Annotated in this window: 17 protein-coding genes; 5 read left to right on the top strand and 12 right to left on the bottom strand. The window is 67.9% G+C overall.

Annotated features, from left to right (window positions below; all coding sequences use genetic code 11):
- Nucleotides 1–30 precede the first annotated feature (30 nt).
- The 4 genes from AB8M46_RS08295 to AB8M46_RS08280 all read left to right on the top strand — a co-directional run bounded on the left by AB8M46_RS08295 (nt 31) and on the right by AB8M46_RS08280 (nt 3,881).
- Complete coding sequence (locus tag AB8M46_RS08295; RefSeq protein ID WP_394359984.1) at nt 31–1,065, top strand: 2-hydroxyacid dehydrogenase; 1,035 nt, start codon at nt 31–33, stop codon at nt 1,063–1,065.
- The gene (locus tag AB8M46_RS08290) at nt 1,062–2,510 is read left to right on the top strand and encodes an FGGY family carbohydrate kinase (RefSeq protein WP_394359983.1); all 1,449 of its coding nucleotides are present in this window, start codon (nt 1,062–1,064) and stop codon (nt 2,508–2,510) included. Before AB8M46_RS08295 ends, AB8M46_RS08290 begins: the two co-directional genes overlap by 4 nt.
- Nucleotides 2,511–2,512: 2 nt before the next feature.
- Nucleotides 2,513–3,163 carry a class II aldolase/adducin family protein gene (locus AB8M46_RS08285; RefSeq protein ID WP_394359982.1) on the top strand — a complete coding sequence of 217 codons (651 nt, stop codon included), beginning with the start codon at nt 2,513–2,515 and terminating at the stop codon, nt 3,161–3,163.
- Between the two features lie 121 nt (nt 3,164–3,284).
- Nucleotides 3,285–3,881, top strand: a complete 597-nt coding sequence (locus AB8M46_RS08280; RefSeq protein WP_394359981.1) for a hypothetical protein — start codon at nt 3,285–3,287, stop codon at nt 3,879–3,881.
- A gap of 4 nt (nt 3,882–3,885) precedes the next feature.
- On the opposite strand, the gene AB8M46_RS08275 is transcribed toward AB8M46_RS08280, so the two are convergent.
- From AB8M46_RS08275 to AB8M46_RS08255, 5 genes are all read right to left on the bottom strand, one after another.
- On the bottom strand, nt 3,886–4,578 hold the full coding sequence (locus AB8M46_RS08275) for an HD domain-containing protein (protein ID WP_037335342.1): 693 nt from the start codon (nt 4,576–4,578) through the stop codon (nt 3,886–3,888).
- A 67-nt stretch (nt 4,579–4,645) separates the two neighbouring features.
- Nucleotides 4,646–5,284 carry a hypothetical protein gene (locus AB8M46_RS08270; RefSeq protein ID WP_037335344.1) on the bottom strand — a complete coding sequence of 213 codons (639 nt, stop codon included), beginning with the start codon at nt 5,282–5,284 and terminating at the stop codon, nt 4,646–4,648.
- 40 nt (nt 5,285–5,324) lie between these two features.
- A complete protein-coding gene (locus AB8M46_RS08265) occupies nt 5,325–6,371 on the bottom strand; it encodes a hypothetical protein (RefSeq protein ID WP_394360862.1) in 1,047 nt (348 codons plus the stop codon).
- 149 nt (nt 6,372–6,520) lie between these two features.
- Nucleotides 6,521–7,126 (bottom strand): transglutaminase family protein, encoded by a 606-nt coding sequence (locus tag AB8M46_RS08260; RefSeq protein WP_037335347.1) that lies wholly within the window; start codon nt 7,124–7,126, stop codon nt 6,521–6,523.
- Complete coding sequence (locus tag AB8M46_RS08255) at nt 7,123–7,683, bottom strand: TetR/AcrR family transcriptional regulator (protein WP_394359980.1); 561 nt, start codon at nt 7,681–7,683, stop codon at nt 7,123–7,125. Before AB8M46_RS08255 ends, AB8M46_RS08260 begins: the two co-directional genes overlap by 4 nt.
- Nucleotides 7,684–7,770: 87 nt before the next feature.
- Between AB8M46_RS08255 and AB8M46_RS08250 the strand changes: the two genes are divergently transcribed.
- Nucleotides 7,771–8,490 carry an alpha/beta fold hydrolase gene (locus AB8M46_RS08250; protein WP_394359979.1) on the top strand — a complete coding sequence of 240 codons (720 nt, stop codon included), beginning with the start codon at nt 7,771–7,773 and terminating at the stop codon, nt 8,488–8,490.
- On the opposite strand, the gene AB8M46_RS08245 is transcribed toward AB8M46_RS08250, so the two are convergent.
- From AB8M46_RS08245 to AB8M46_RS08215, 7 genes are all read right to left on the bottom strand, one after another.
- Entirely contained in the window at nt 8,418–8,897 is a 480-nt protein-coding gene (locus tag AB8M46_RS08245) for an HIT family protein (RefSeq protein ID WP_394359978.1), read from the bottom strand. The genes AB8M46_RS08250 and AB8M46_RS08245 overlap by 73 nt on opposite strands.
- A 9-nt stretch (nt 8,898–8,906) precedes the next feature.
- The gene (locus AB8M46_RS08240; RefSeq protein WP_016337706.1) at nt 8,907–9,251 is read right to left on the bottom strand and encodes a hypothetical protein; all 345 of its coding nucleotides are present in this window, start codon (nt 9,249–9,251) and stop codon (nt 8,907–8,909) included.
- Between the two features lie 10 nt (nt 9,252–9,261).
- Complete coding sequence (locus AB8M46_RS08235) at nt 9,262–10,695, bottom strand: MBOAT family protein (RefSeq protein WP_037335361.1); 1,434 nt, start codon at nt 10,693–10,695, stop codon at nt 9,262–9,264.
- An 85-nt stretch (nt 10,696–10,780) separates the two neighbouring features.
- Nucleotides 10,781–11,737, bottom strand: coding sequence for a 23S rRNA (guanosine(2251)-2'-O)-methyltransferase RlmB (gene rlmB, locus AB8M46_RS08230; RefSeq protein WP_037335364.1), 957 nt, complete (start codon nt 11,735–11,737; stop codon nt 10,781–10,783).
- A 35-nt stretch (nt 11,738–11,772) separates the two neighbouring features.
- Nucleotides 11,773–13,164: a cysteine--tRNA ligase gene (cysS, locus tag AB8M46_RS08225; RefSeq protein ID WP_394359977.1), complete on the bottom strand. Its 1,392-nt coding sequence runs from the start codon at nt 13,162–13,164 to the stop codon at nt 11,773–11,775.
- A gap of 46 nt (nt 13,165–13,210) precedes the next feature.
- Nucleotides 13,211–13,897 carry an HAD family hydrolase gene (locus AB8M46_RS08220; protein WP_037336292.1) on the bottom strand — a complete coding sequence of 229 codons (687 nt, stop codon included), beginning with the start codon at nt 13,895–13,897 and terminating at the stop codon, nt 13,211–13,213.
- 107 nt (nt 13,898–14,004) lie between these two features.
- Nucleotides 14,005–14,400, bottom strand: coding sequence for a PPOX class F420-dependent oxidoreductase (locus AB8M46_RS08215; RefSeq protein ID WP_037335370.1), 396 nt, complete (start codon nt 14,398–14,400; stop codon nt 14,005–14,007).
- Nucleotides 14,401–14,408 lie beyond the last annotated feature (8 nt).

Raw genomic sequence — 14,408 nt, 5'->3', positions numbered from 1 at the left:
CCGACACGGGCACGGAGAGAGGACGCAGAGTTGCGGGTACTCGCTGCGGGAGACCATTTCGTCGGCACCGGCCTGCTGGCCGACGCCGTCCGTGCCGAGATCGGCGCCGGGCACGAATTCTCGGAACTGACCCTGCCGTGGCCGGTGGAGCCGTTCGGTCCGGTCGCGAACGTCCACGAGGCCAGCGGCACCGAGGAGCAGGTGATCGAGGCCTTGGCGGGAGCCGAGGTCGCGGTGACCCAGATGGCGCCTTTCACCAAGCAGGTGTTCGCGGCCGCGCCGGGGCTCAAACTCGTGTCCGTGTGCCGGGGCGGCCCGGTCAACGTCGACCTCGCGGCGGCCACCGAAGCGGGCGTCGCGGTGACGTACGCGCCGGGCCGTAACGCCGGTGCCGCCGCCGAATTCGCGGTGGGGATGATCCTGGCCGCGATGCGCCGGATCTCGACGTCCTCGGCCGAACTGCTGGGCGGCACCTGGCGCGGCGACTACTACGCCTACGACCAGACCGGCCTCGAACTCGACGGGACCACCGTCGGCCTGGTCGGGTACGGCGCGATCGGTGCGCGGGTGGCCAAGGTGCTCGTCGCGTTCGGCGCGAAGGTACTGGTCTCGGACCCGTTCGCCGACCCGGCCCGGATCAGCGCCGACGGCGCGGAGCTCGTCGAACTGGACGACCTGCTGCGCCGCAGTTTCGTGGTGAGCCTGCACGCCCGGCTCACCGAGGAGACCCGGCACCTGATCGACGCCGCCAAACTCGCGTTGCTGCCGGAAGGCGCCGTGCTGGTCAACACCGCGCGCGGCGGCTTGCTGGACTACTCCCCGTTGCCGGAAGCCCTGCGCTCAGGACGGCTCGGCGCGCTCGCGCTCGACGTGTACGACGTCGAGCCCCCGCCCGCGGACTGGGCGTTGCGCGACGCGCCGAACGTGATCGCGACCCCGCATCTCGCCGGGGCCAGCAGGCAGACGGCGGAGCGGGCGGCGAGCATCGTCGCCGCCGAAGTCGGCCGGTACGCGCGCGGGGAGGCGCTCGCCAATCTGGCGAACCCCGAGGTCCTGCGGCCATGATCATCGGCGTCGACATCGGCACGTCACTGACCAAGGCGGTCGTCTTCGACAAGGCCGGGATGTCCGTGGCGAGCGCGTGCACCACGTCCGAGGTGCACCACCTGCCGGGCGGGCTGGTCGAACAGGATCTCGATCAGGTGCTGGGCACCGTGGCGACGGTGGTGCGCGAGGTCGCCGCCGGGCTCGACGGTCCGGTCACCGCACTGGCCCTCACCGGTCAGGGCGACGGGCTGTGGCTGCGCGACGAATCCGGCGAGGCCGTGCGCCCGGCGATCTCCTGGCTCGACGGCCGGGCGAACTCGTTGCTCGCCCAGTGGCAGTCAGGCGGAGTGACCAGGGAAGTGTTCCGCCGTACCGCGTCGGGAATGTTCCCCGGTTGCGCCGCGGCCATCATGTCCTTTTTGGACACTCATGAACCGGAGTCGCTGGACAGGGCGGCGGTCGCGGGTTACTGCGTCGACGCGGTACTCCAGCGGCTGACGGGCGAGATCACGGTCGACGCGTCGGATGCTTCGCTGCCGTTCCTCGACCCGGCCACCCGGCGGTACGACGAAGCCGCTATCGCGGCCGTCGGTCTCTCCCACCGCCGGAACCTGTTCGCGGAGCCGGCGGCGCCGAAGACCGTGTTCCGCTTGGACGAACGCGGTGCCCGGCTGCTCGGTCTTCCGGTCGGGCTGCCCATCACCGCGGGGCCGTTCGACCTGCCCGCGAGTGCCATCGGCGCCGGTGTGCGACGGCCGGGCGACGGCATCCTCACCGCCGGCACCACCCTCGCCTGCCAGGTCCTGACGGACTCGGCGGAGTTCGATCCGGAAGGCGAGCCCGCCGGGATGTTCCTCTGCACGCCGGAAGAAGGCGAGTTCCTGCGGGCGATGCCGGCGATGGTCGGCACGGCGGGGATCGACTGGGTGTGCCGCCTGTTCGGAATCGAGGTCGAGGAGATCGGCTCGCTGCTCGGCACGAGCGAGCCCGGAGCGGGCGGGGTCCGCGCGCTTCCGTTCCTCTCCGCGTCCGGCGAGCGGGCGCCGTTCGTCGACGCTTCGGCGCGGGCCCAGTTCTCCGGGCTGAGCTTGGAGAGCGAACGTGGGGACATCGTCCGGGCGCTGTGCGAGTCGATCGCATACGCGGCAAGGCAATGCTTCGAGGCGGCCGGGCTCACCGGCACGTTGTACGCGTGCGGCGGCGGGGTCCGGTCGCTCGAATGGACCCGGATCTTCGCCGACGTTCTCGGACGGCCCATCGTGATCCCCGGCGATCCCGGGGTGGGCGCGCGAGGCGCGGTGATCGTCGCGGCGGACGCCCTCGGCGAGCCGGTCGACCGGGAACTCTGGGCGGAGAGCGCGCGCGTCGTCGAGGTCCGGCCCGAGAACGTAGGGTTCTACGAGCAGGGCTATGCCGACTATCAGGCCTCACTGGCCGCGGCCCGCGGACTTTGGAGGTTGTGACGGTGATCCTGGCCAAAGAACGCCTGGCGGTCTGCGAGTTCGCCCGCCGGATGACCGCGGACGGGCTCGTGGTCGGCACCTCCGGCAACGTCTCCGCGAGGCAGGGCGAGCTGGTCGCGGTGACCCCGACCGGGGTCGACTACGCCGGGCTGCGGCCGGAAGACATCCCGGTGGTCGGTCTGGACGGCGAAATCGTCGAAGGCACGCTCAAACCGACCAGCGAACTCCCGATGCACCTCACGGTGTACCGGCAGGCGGCGGATCCGGACGGCAAGCCGATCTCCGCGGTGGTGCACACGCATTCCGTGCACGCCACGGCGGTCTCCACCCTCGTGACCGAGGTACCGCCGATCCACTACATGCTCGCCGCGATCGGTCCGACAGCCCGCGTAGCGCCCTATGCGACGTACGGCACCGAAGAACTCGCCAAAGCCATGCTGGAGGCGCTGGACGGCCGCCGGGGCTGTCTGCTGGCGAACCACGGCACCACCACCTTCGGCGACAGCCTCGGCTCGGCGTACAGCCGGGCGCAACAGCTCGAGTGGGTCTGCCAGGTATGGCTGACGGCGCGCGCGGCCGGAACGCCGAACCTGCTCCTGCCCGACGAGATCGAGCACGTCGTGGAGAAACTTCGCGGCTACGGCCAGCGCTAGGCCACACCTTCCCCCAAGCGACGGGCGGGGTTCAAACCGGCGAGGGAGGCCGACGGGCAGCGGCGGCTGTGATCGTGGGAACCGATCAACTGATCGGCATCCGATGGTCCGAGGAGCATGCATGACTGTCCACCACCCCACCGCGCCCGGGCGAATGCGCGCCGCCTGGCACAACGCGCACGCCCCCGTGCCGGGAGTCCCCCGGTGGGCCCGGATCGCCGCCTACGCCATCCCCTTCGTCGTGCTGCCCTCCGGCGTGTGGCGGATCATGACCGTCGTTTTCCACATCGGCGACGACGCCACGCACGGCTCGGGCCAGCTCCCGTCGTGGTTGCCGGGGCCGGTGTACATCGTCGGCCTGTCCGTCGTCTCGGAACTGCTGGCGTTCACCGCCATCGGACTGATCGCCTCCTGGGGCGAGGTCGTCCCTCGCTGGATCCCGTGGCTGGGCGGACGCCGAGTGCGGCCCTTCGCCGCGATCCTGCCCGCCGCACTCGGCGCCACGATCCTGACCGTCCTGTGGACCACCGCCTTCGTCACCGGGATGTCCGGGCTCACCATCCAAGGCGACCCGCTCCCGGCCGACTACCCCGCGAATGCCATGCACGGCTGGCAACTCGCGTTCTTCGAACTCACCTACGTGCCGCTCCTGCTGTGGGGCCCCTTGCTGGCAGCAGTCTGCTTCGCGTACTGGCGGAGGCGCCGGCACGTTCACTGACGTCCTAGGACGCCGCGGGCTCGACTTCGAAGTCCGTGGCGTCCACGGCGTGCACCGCGTCGAGCAGTTCGACGACCGTCGGATCGTCGACGGCTTCCTTGATGCATTGCCACAACTGGAGATTCGCCAACGCCCAGCGGGAGTAGTTCTCTGCGGCTTTCGGGTTATAGAAGTAATAGCCGCTGTCGTGGACGTCGCGTTGTTCCCCGACGATCTTGTGCGCCAGTTCGCGGAGGCTCAACCCGTTCTCCCGCAGATAGCGGTGGGCGAGGACGACGGGCGTCACCGGCAGCGCCTTGAACAGCGTGTCGGCGTCGCTCAACGCCTGAGCTTCGAGCGAGATGTGGCGGCCTCTGGTGGCCATTTCGGCTTCGTCGATGATCTCGTCGATCCATCGGCCCACGTTCTCCTCGACCCCGCATTCCCGCAGGATGTCCATCCGGAGGTCTCGTCCGGCGGCCGCGGGGGAGTTCCGGAGCACGATGTAGTTCACATCGTGCACCAGCGCCGCCACTTCGACGACGGTGCGATCCGCGCCGTTGTGGTCGGCGAACCCCGCGGCCTTGGCCCGGACGAAACTCACGTGGTGCCAGCCGTGGAACTGCAGTTTGTCCGCATAACGCCAGCACAGTCGCCGGACGTGCTGCTCGACGGCGTCAATGGTGTGGGAAGGAATCGTGCTCTTTCGCGCGCGCATACACCTCTCCGATCCCGTTCAGGAGACGGGTGGAGTAATGGTATGCGCCTTCGACGGCGGTGTGTAGTTAGATGCGGCCGGCGAGATCCCCCAATCGGACCTCAACCGGAACGTGACGATGCCCTGTCCCGGTCTTCGGGTCAAAGGAAAGACTGAACTCGCTCACGGGGCGTGATTTCACCAAAAACGTCATAGTCCCTTCGGTGGCCTCGGGAATCCGATGGAACTCGTCCGCGTACATGACGCCTACCGACCCGGTCTGACACAGCGTGCTACGTCGTAACCGAACCGATGTGATCAATCCGGAAAGCTGGTCGCGCAGGGTCGAATAACGTTCGTGGACGTAGTTGCCACGGAGGATCGTGGTGCAGAAGTGGTATCTGTGATTGTGCACGGAATCGGCGTACCCCTCACGCCAGTCCTCCGGCGCCTTGTACTCGTGGAGCCAGACCGAAAAAGGATCTGTCGGACAATCGAGCAGGCACCAGGCGAAATGGGTGGTGGTCTCCCTGGATCGCTCGAGTACCGCGCTCGCCTCGTCCGGGCTCAGCGAATCCAGATGCCGCCGGAGGTCGTCGCGCAACTCCGGTCTCGACGTCCAGTCGCGGAAGATCCCGTCGACGATCTGCCAGTGCTGCGCCAGCGGCAGGTCCGTGGTCCGGAGCAGCGCGGAGAGCTGGGTGAGGGGGGACAAGCGAGTGAGCAACTTCAGCTCCTCAAATCTAGTGCTCTGCGACGCCGAGAGGTCAGGGGTTCAACTCGGCGAGGGTGGTGAACTCCTTCCGGAAGGCATGGAATTTCCCTTCCAGTTCGAGGAAGTTCTCTTCGGACAGGGGAGAGCCGGTGATCTTTTCGTACAGGGCGAGGAAATCCGCCCGCGTCGTCGTGGTGGAGATGCGGAAGTGCCGTCCCGACCGCGACTGGGACACACGCAGGAACTCGGAGCGTTCCTTGTTGTACAGGAAGGATCCTTCGCTGAACCGCAGCGTTCGCGGATACAACGTGGTCGCGCCGCGGATGTCGCTGTACAAGGTCACCCAAACGCTCTCGTCGAACACTTCGAGCCGGTCCAAGGGCGGGTCGGCGACGACGGTGATGTCCACCAGCGAGCACCGGCTGCGCGCCAGGAACAGCCCGACCAGGCCGATGCTGATCTCGTCGTTGAGCCGCGACCGAATGGTCTCGTAGTCCATGCCCGCTTCTTCGCTGCGCAGGAGATACCGCGCCCTGCCACCGATCGCGCCCTCGTCGCGTGGATCGGCGATGACCACGCGGAGCTCCCTTTCGGTGCGGGACAACAACAATCGGGCCGCGGCGTGCCTGCCGGAGAACCCGCGGAAGAAGTAGTGCCTGGCCACGTCGAGGTCTTCGGTCATGACCCGGTTGAACAACGGATCCGGATCGGTGGTCGCTTCGAAGACGTGGGTGGGGAAGAATTCCTTGTTGAGCGAACGGTATTCGGCGCTGAGCGCTTCCAGCGCTCGTCGGCTTTCCTCGATCACCGGGGTCACCATCGCGCGTTGTGACGCGGTGGCGGTGATCAGGGTCTGGCCGAAGCCGACCACCGCGGAGATCAGGGTGCCGGTGCCCAGTGAGGTGAGCAGTGTCTTGCCGGCGCCGGGATCCATCATGCTGGAGATCCACAGGCTGAGGCCCGCGACGACGACCAGTACGGTGAGCAGAAGACTCGTCCTGGTCCAGAAGATCTCTTGCAACGGGGTACGGCGGAGCCGGTCGGCTTCCGCGGGCACGAGGGTCACCTCCTTGATCAGCACCCGAACGGACGAACGCAGTGCGTATCTGTTCGAGTGCGGGGAGTTACTCTACGCGCATCGTGACAATGTCGAAATAAGAAAATCGGGGGAAAGGGACCAACAACGAATGTGACGCTCGGCGATGCCGGTTTCGCATCGGAGGTTTCGCCGGATCACGGAAAAACCACTCACGGAGCGTGCGGAAGGATTCCTTCGTACCACGCCGGACCGGGCTTCGCGGACGACAAGGTTTCGACGACGGCCGAAGACGGTGCGGTGTACACGGTGGGGAAGTCGATCTCGCCCTTCGCCGGGTCCAGCGTCCAGGCGAGTCGTTCGTCTTCCGGCTGACTCGCTCGTATGAAAGGAAAGTGCGCGTCCGCGCCGTTCTTGTTGCCCCTCGGGTCCAGCCGGATCCACCGGTCCGGACCACTGAGGTACACGGCGTTGAGCCCGTGCAGGACGCCGATCCGCTGATAACAGAACCCGGCCGGGATGCCTTGACTGCGAAGCAAAGCGGCCAGCAGGTGGGCCTTCGCGTAGCAGAGTCCGACCCGCTCGCGCAAAACCTCGGAGGCCATAAGGGTGACGCGGGAATCGGCGGCGTCCACCGTATGGGCGATCTCGTCGCGTACGAAGTGAAACATCGAACGAATCACGTCGACTTCGGTGCCGCCGGTCGGTGACAGGCTGTCAGCCGTTTCGCGGATCAGCGGATGATCGTGATCGACGATCGCGTCGGCGGCCAGATAATCTTCGAGCCGTTCGGATTCGATCTTCAGCGTGATTTTCACGCGGCACCACCCAGCACTGTGTCGACGACTTCTTCGAGGAATTTCGGACCGGTTTCGCCGCCGCGCAGCAGCGAGCGGAACCAGATCGCCCCCGCCAGCAGATCCATCACCAGGACCGGATCGACGCCGGCGCGCAGTTCGCCTCTGGCGATGGCGCGTTCAAAGATCGGCTCCTCGCGAGCCATGCGGTCGGCGAAGAAACTCCTCGCCACGTCACCGAGTTCCGGGCGCCGGGGGCCCGCGGTCAGGGTCGCGGTGACGACCGGCGCGGTGTGCTCCGAAGTCAGCAAGCGATGGATTTGCGTTGCCACGGCGAGAAGATCGCCGCGCAGGCTGCCGGTGTCCGGGACGTCGACGGCGAACAGGCCCGAATCGCGCAACGCGGCGGCCAGGAGCGCGTCCTTTGACGGCCACCAGCGATACAACGTCGTCTTGTTGACGCCGGACCGGGCGGCGACGGCCTCGATGGCGAGCTTGTCGTAGCCGTGCTCCGCCAGGAGTTCGAGAGTCGCGGCGAAGATCGCCTCCGCCTTGCGAGGGCCGTTCCGAGTGCTCACCGGCGGAGAATACAACGCACCGTTGCGTTGTGCGACGATCGGGCGTACTTTGCAACGCAACGGTGCGTTGCAATCAGGAGGCAGCCCATGGTCCCCGTCGTCTTCGTCCACGGCATCCGGCTCAGCGGTGCCGCCTGGTCCGAGCAACTGCAATTGCTCGGACATCCCGCGAAAGCGGTCGATCTCCCCGGCCACGGCACCCGGCGAGGTGAGCGGTTCACCTTGGCCGCGGCGGCGGACGCGGTCGCCGAAGCGATCGACGAGCCCGCGCTGGTGGTCGGACACTCGCTCGGTGGCTACGTCGCGATCGCGGCGGCGGCGAGGTACCCGGAGCGCGTGGCGGGTCTCGTCGTCGCGGGCTCGACCTTCCTGCCGGGCAAGGCACTGGAGACCCCGTTCCGCATGGCGCACCGCTTGCTGATGCGGCTGCCGGACCAGGGTGAACGGCTGGGCCGATGGCAGTTCCGAAGCGCCCTGCCGCCGAAACTCGCCGAAGCGGTGATCAGCGGCGGCATCGCGACCGAGGTCATCCCGGACGTCGCCGAGGCCTTCGCGGGTTTCGACGTGCTCGCGGACCTGGCGGCCTATCCGGGGCCCACCTGGCTCGTCAACGGCTCACGCGACCACTTCAGGCGCCATGAACGACGCTTTCTCGACGCGTGCGCCGACGGCAGGCTGGTCAACGTCCCGAAGGCGGGGCACTACCTGCCGATGGTGCGGGGCAAGGAGTTCGCTCAGCTGGTGCTCGACGCGGCCCGCAGCCTGTCGAGCTCGTCGGCCAGGTCGGTACGCAGCGAGTCGTGCTGAGGCCCGAGCGAAGCGGCCCATCTCTCCACCGGATACAGCCAGACCGGCCGCCCGACCACGTCGGCCGGTTCCCAGTCGTACCGCGGCCAGACATGCGCGTGCAGGAACGGATCGGTGTTGCCGAGGATCTCCAGATTCACCCGGCGGAAGTCCGGATCCCTTCGCGCGCAGACGTTTTCGACGGCTTCCCCGAGCATCTCCATATCCGACAGAAACTCCAGCCGCCGCGGCCGCGGTAGATCGCTCAGCCTGCCGACACCGGGGGAATCGGTGAGCAGGACGCAATAGCCCGGGAGGAATTGCGTATCGCCGATCACCGCGAAACCCGCGTCCAGGCGCCGCAGCACGGTCGGATTCCCGCCGCGCAGCGCCGAACCGATGCGATCCCGCTTCCAGCCGTCGGTCATGAGGCCGAGCTAGCCGACCGGGAGGATCGAACCGCCCTGGCTGGTGAGCTGGGTGGCCAGCCGGACCGGCTCGTGATGCGGCGCCAAGACGATCGAGGCGAACGGCGTCGCACTGGACCCGGCCCCGTAGTTGGTCTGCATGTGGACGCTGACGTGCACGTTCCGGTCGGCGGGGATCTCGAACATGACCGACCCCCACGAGACCACGTACTGCCTGCCGTCGATGCTCGCGAACGGTACGTAAGTCAGCCTCATACTGGGAAAGGGCCGCATGTCGACCGTGAGCAGGCGGCGAGGACCGTCGTGGTTGTCCACGTACGGGATCACTCCGGGCTGGGCTGCCAGGTTGGTCATTTCGGCTCCGTCAGAACTGGTAGTAGAGGAACGGGCTGAACGTCCCGGTCGCGATCAGGATGGCCGCGTACACCAGGCCGACGGTCATCACGCCGATCCGCAGCGCCGTGGCCGGGCGGCTCCGCGACGATTCCAGCAGCGGCCCGGTCACCGGATGCGCGGGCAGGAACACGATCGCCAGCGCGCACAACAGGATGAGCAGCCGCTGGTTGGTCACGGCGCTCTCGACGACGTCGGTGAGCCCGGTGAAGTCCGGCAGCACCATGTGCCCGATCATGCCGAGCGCGTGCGGCAGGTCCTTCGCGCGGAAGAACACCCAGCCGAAGACGACGAGCACCAGCGTCAGCGCGCGGCGGCCGATGCGGGCGGCCTGGGACTTCGGGGTGACGTCGTAGCCGAAAGCGCGTTCCACGATCAGCAGCGCGCCGTGGTAGATGCCCCAGATCAGGAACGTCCACTGCGCGCCGTGCCAGAACCCGGTCAGCACGAAGACGATGCACAGGTTCCGGTACGTGTGCCCGGCGCCGGTGCGGTTGCCGCCCAGCGGGATGTAGACGTAGTCGCGGAACCAGCGGGACAGCGACATGTGCCAGCGTCGCCAGAATTCGGTGATGGTCACCGACGAGTACGGTCTCGCGAAGTTCTCCGGCAGCCGGAAGCCGAGCATGCGGCCGAGCCCGATCGCCATGTCGGAGTACCCGGAGAAGTCGAAGAACAGCTGCAGCGTGTACCCGATCGCGCCGAGCCAGGCGATCGCGAAGGTCATCTGGTCCGGTGGCGTGTTGAAGCAGGCGTCCACCATCGGGCTGAGCGAGTCCGCGATGATCGTCTTCTTGCACAGCCCCAGCGCGAACCGCGGGAAACCGGCGGCGATGTCGTCGAGGCGGTGCGACCGCCGCTGCGGCAGCTGGTCGGCGATCTCGCGGTACCGCACGATCGGCCCGGCCACCAGCTGCGGGAACATCGCGATGTACGCGGCGAACGACACCGGGTCGCGCAGCGCGCGGCGTTCACCGCGGTAGATGTCCACCACGTAGGAGATGTGGTGGAACGTGTAGAACGAGATGCCGATCGGGATGACCAGGTCGGCCACCGGGAAGCCGCCCCCGAACCAGTGCGTCACGGCCGCGATCTGCTGGGTCGCGAACCCCGCGTACTTCCAGATCAGCAGCATGCCGACGTTGAGGCCGATGACGCCGAGCAGCAGCCGTTTACGCCGTTTGTTCTGCAGATCCCACGCGTTCGGCTCCAGCGCGGGCCCGGCGAGGAAGTTCACCACCATGCAGCCGAGCAGCACGAGCGTGTACGGCCCGGCGCCGGTGGCGTAGAAGATCAGGCTGCCGACCGCGACGATGCCGTTCCGCCAGCCGCGCGGGCACACCAGCACGGCGAGCAGGACCGCCGGCATGAAGTACCACAGGAACAGCGGTGAAATGAACGACATCGGTGCGGGGTCCCCCAGGGCGGTTACGCGTTATCCGCTGGTGACCTTAGCCTGCGCACCCCGCACCGTGTGCTGAAGTGCGGGGTCAGACACGTCCCGCGAGCCGTCGGCGGCGCGCCACCTCGGCCAGCAGCACCCCGGCCGCGACCGACGCGTTGAGCGATTCGACGCCGGCCGCCATCGGGATCGAGACGGTCGCGTCGCAGGTCTCGCGCACCAGCCGGGACAGGCCGCGGCCCTCGGAGCCGAGCACGATGACCAGCGGATCCGCCGCGAGGTCCAGTTCGTCGATGTCGACCGAGCCGTCCGCGTCGAGGCCGACGACCATCAGGCCCTCGTCCTTCCACGCCTTCAGCTGGCGGGTCAGGTTGGTCGCGACGGCGATCGGCAGCTTGGCCGCGGTGCCGGCGGAAGTCCGCCACGCGACCGCGGTCATGCCCGCGCTGCGCCGCTCCGGCAGGAGGACACCCTGCGCGCCGAACGCGGCGGCCGAGCGGATCACGGCGCCGAGGTTGCGCGGGTCGGTGACCCCGTCGAGCGCGACGAACAGCGGGGTCTGCCCTGAGTCCTTCGCGACGGCCATCAGGTCGCGCGGGTCGGCGTAGACGAACGGCGGGACCTGCAGGCCGAGGCCCTGGTGCATGGCCCGGTTGGTCTTGCGGTCCAGTTCCTCGCGCGGGATCTCCAGGATCGAGATGCCCTTGTCACCGGCGAGCCGGACGGCCTCGTTGACGCGGTCGTCGATCTCGATGTTGATCGCCACGTACAGCGCGGTCGCGGGCACGTCGGCGCGCAGCGCCTCGACCACCGGGTTGCGGCCGGCGATCAGTTCCGGCTTGTCGGCCTTCTTCTGCCGCGCCTGGTCCTTGCGGTCACGCGCGTTGGCCATCCGGTACGCCTTGTGGCCGGGCCGGTCCTCGGCCTTGGGGGTCGGGCCCTTGCCTTCGAGGCCCTTCCGGCGCTGGCCGCCGGAGCCGACGACCTGACCCTTCTTCGTGCCGGGCTTGCGAATAGCGCCCTGGCGCCGGGAGTTGCCTGCCATCAGTGAGAATCCTTGAGCTAGAAACCGAGTAAGAGTCAGACGTCCTTGACGGTCCACTGTGGACCGTTGGGCGTGTCCTCCACCACGATGCCCGCCTGCTGGAGGCGGTCACGCGCGGCGTCCGCACGGGCGAAGTCCTTGTCGGCGCGGGCCTGCTGCCGTTCGGTCAGCAGCCCTTCCACGAGATCGGACAGTGCCTGCCGGGTGGGCGTCTCATTGCCGCCCGCCTCGGACCAGCGCGCGGAGAGCGGGTCGAGGCCGAGCACGTCGGTCATCGCCCGCACGGAGGCGGCGATTTCGAGTGCCTTGGAATTGTCGGCCGCGTCGAGGGCCGCGTTACCGTCCCGGACCGTGTTGTGCAGCACGGCGAACGCCTGCGGGGTGGCCAGGTCGTCGTCGAGGGCGGCGGCGAATCCGGCCTGGATCTCGCCGAGCGGCACGGCGCCGGCGCTGCTCGCGGTCCGGCGGAGGAACTGCTCGATCCGCCGGTAGCCCTGCGCGGCTTCCGTGAGTGCTCCGTCCGAGTATTCGATCGTCGACCGGTAATGCGGCTGGACCAGGTAATACCGCAGTTCGGGCGCTCGGTAGTTCTTGAGCATCTCCGGGATCGAGACCGTGTTGCCCAGCGACTTCGACATCTTCTCGCCGGACATGGTCACCCAGGCGTTGTGCAGCCAGAACCGCGCGAACGGATCACCCGCGGCGTTCGACTGGGCGCGTTCGTTCTCGTGGTGCGGGAACACCAGGTCGACGCCGCCGCCGTGGATGTCGAACTCGGCGCCGAGGTACGTCGTCGCCATCGCCGAGCATTCGAGGTGCCAGCCGGGGCGTCCGGAACCCCACGGCGTCGGCCACGACGGCTCGCCCGGCTTCGCGCTCTTCCACAGTGTGAAGTCGCGCGGGTCGCGCTTGCCCTCGCCGAGGCTCTCGCCCTGCTGGACCTCGTCGAGCTTCTGGCCGGAGAGCTCGCCGTAGCCGTCGAACGCCTTGACCGAGAAGTACACGTCGCCACCCGAGGCGTAGGCGTGCCCGCCGTCGATCAGCCGCTGCATGAGCTCGACCATCTGCGTGACGTGCCCGGTCGCCCGAGGGGCGATCGAAGGGGGCAAGCATCCCAGCGCCTCGTACGCCGACTCGAAGGCGCGCTCGTGCGTCGCCGCCCATTCCCACCAGGGACGATCCGCCGCGGCGGCCTTGGTGAGGATCTTGTCGTCGATGTCGGTGACGTTGCGGACCATCAGCACGTCGAGTCCACTGTGGACGAGCCAGCGACGCAGGACGTCGTAGTTCAGCGCGCCGCGGACGTGGCCGATATGCGGGATGCCCTGCACGGTGGCACCACACACGTACATGGACGCCGTTCCGCTACGGGCGGGATGGAACTCCCGCACGCTTCGGGTCGCCGTGTCATAGAGGTGTAGTGCCACCCTAAAAGGGTACGGGGTCGGCGTGAGCGGTGTCGCAGTGACCGTATTACAGCACGTTATGGGTGCGCAGGGCGCTGAGCAGGGCGTCCGGCCGCTCGGTCGTCGGCAGCGGCTCTACCAGCGCGAACGCGCAGCCGATGTCGCGCGCGGCGCCGTCCGCTTCCTCGCTGTCGCCGACCATGAGCGTTTCCGCCGGGTCGACGCCGAGCCGCTCGACGGCCGCGCGGAAGATCTCCGGCTCCGGTTTCACCGCTCCGACCTCGAACGACAGGATGAACTCGTCGACGTAGGCGTCCCAGCCCCGTCGGCCGAACGCGGGCCGGATGTCGAAGGCGATGTTGCTCAGCACCCCGAGTTTCACGCCCTTGCCCGAGACGCCCTTGAGGACTGCCTCGGTGTCCGGGTACGGCGTCCACTGGGTGGGATCGATCAGCCGGGTGTAGAGCGCGAGGGCCTGGTCGGCGTGCGGCACCCCGGACTGCTTGAGGACCTCGAGGTACACCTTCCGGTGCAGCACCGGGTCGCGGTCGCGGTGGTTCCAGGCGTACAGGTGCTCTTCGTCGAGATCGACGACCTGGCCGACCGGCGCGGTCATCCGGCGCATCAGTTCGGTCTGGGCTTCGAGGTCCAGGCTCTCGCCATCGTGGCCGGTGAGGTCGGCGAGCCAGGTCTCGTCCTGTTCGAGCCGGAAGACCGTGCCGGAGAAGTCGAACAACACAGCGCGAAAGGTCACGAGGTCCACATTAGCCACGATCGTGGGGTTCCTGCCGCCCCTCGCGTGTGAGATGAAAGGTCCTTTCCTTGCAAATTTTGCAAGGAAAGGACCTTTCATGGCGCGTGTCAGGCGGCGTTGCCGGTGATCTTGGTGGGCGTGATCCGGACCAGTACGCGGACGACCTCCGCCGGCTCGTCCGGGTAGTCCTTGCCGAGGTACTTGTGCGACAGCTCGTTGATCAGCTCGCGCCCGCCCTCGTCGGTCATCTCCACGGTCCCGCGGATCTCGACGTAGTCGTACGGGTTCTCCTGGTCGAAGACCGAGACGGACACCCGCGGGTCCCTGGCCATGTTCCGCTCCTTGAGACGGCCGCGGACGGTCGCGAAGATCACCGTGTCTCCGTCCCGCTTCGCCCACAGCACGGACGTCTGCGCGGAGCCGTCGGCGTTGATGGTCGCCAGCACCGGGAAGTTGTTGCCGTCGAGGAGTTTCTTGGTCGCGTCGTTGAAGGTCACACCCATGCCCGAGA

It is taken from the genome of Amycolatopsis sp. SB7-3 (assembly GCF_041021335.1).
Taxonomy (GTDB): domain Bacteria; phylum Actinomycetota; class Actinomycetes; order Mycobacteriales; family Pseudonocardiaceae; genus Amycolatopsis; species Amycolatopsis japonica.
The sequence above is the reverse complement of the archived record's forward strand: the minus strand, read 5'-3'. Positions and strand labels throughout refer to the sequence as shown.

Excerpts from the sequence above, each read along its gene's own strand:
- rlmB (WP_037335364.1), bottom strand. The coding sequence starts at position 11,737 with ATGGCAGGCAACTCCCGGCGCCAGGGCGCTATTCGCAAGCCCGGCACG.
- AB8M46_RS08215 (WP_037335370.1), bottom strand. The coding sequence starts at position 14,400 with ATGGGTGTGACCTTCAACGACGCGACCAAGAAACTCCTCGACGGCAAC.
- AB8M46_RS08240 (WP_016337706.1), bottom strand. The coding sequence starts at position 9,251 with ATGACCAACCTGGCAGCCCAGCCCGGAGTGATCCCGTACGTGGACAAC.
- AB8M46_RS08275 (WP_037335342.1), bottom strand. The coding sequence starts at position 4,578 with ATGCGCGCGCGAAAGAGCACGATTCCTTCCCACACCATTGACGCCGTC.
- AB8M46_RS08290 (WP_394359983.1), top strand. The coding sequence starts at position 1,062 with ATGATCATCGGCGTCGACATCGGCACGTCACTGACCAAGGCGGTCGTC.
- AB8M46_RS08250 (WP_394359979.1), top strand. The coding sequence starts at position 7,771 with ATGGTCCCCGTCGTCTTCGTCCACGGCATCCGGCTCAGCGGTGCCGCC.
- AB8M46_RS08280 (WP_394359981.1), top strand. The coding sequence starts at position 3,285 with ATGACTGTCCACCACCCCACCGCGCCCGGGCGAATGCGCGCCGCCTGG.
- AB8M46_RS08235 (WP_037335361.1), bottom strand. The coding sequence starts at position 10,695 with ATGTCGTTCATTTCACCGCTGTTCCTGTGGTACTTCATGCCGGCGGTC.
- AB8M46_RS08245 (WP_394359978.1), bottom strand. The coding sequence starts at position 8,897 with ATGACCGACGGCTGGAAGCGGGATCGCATCGGTTCGGCGCTGCGCGGC.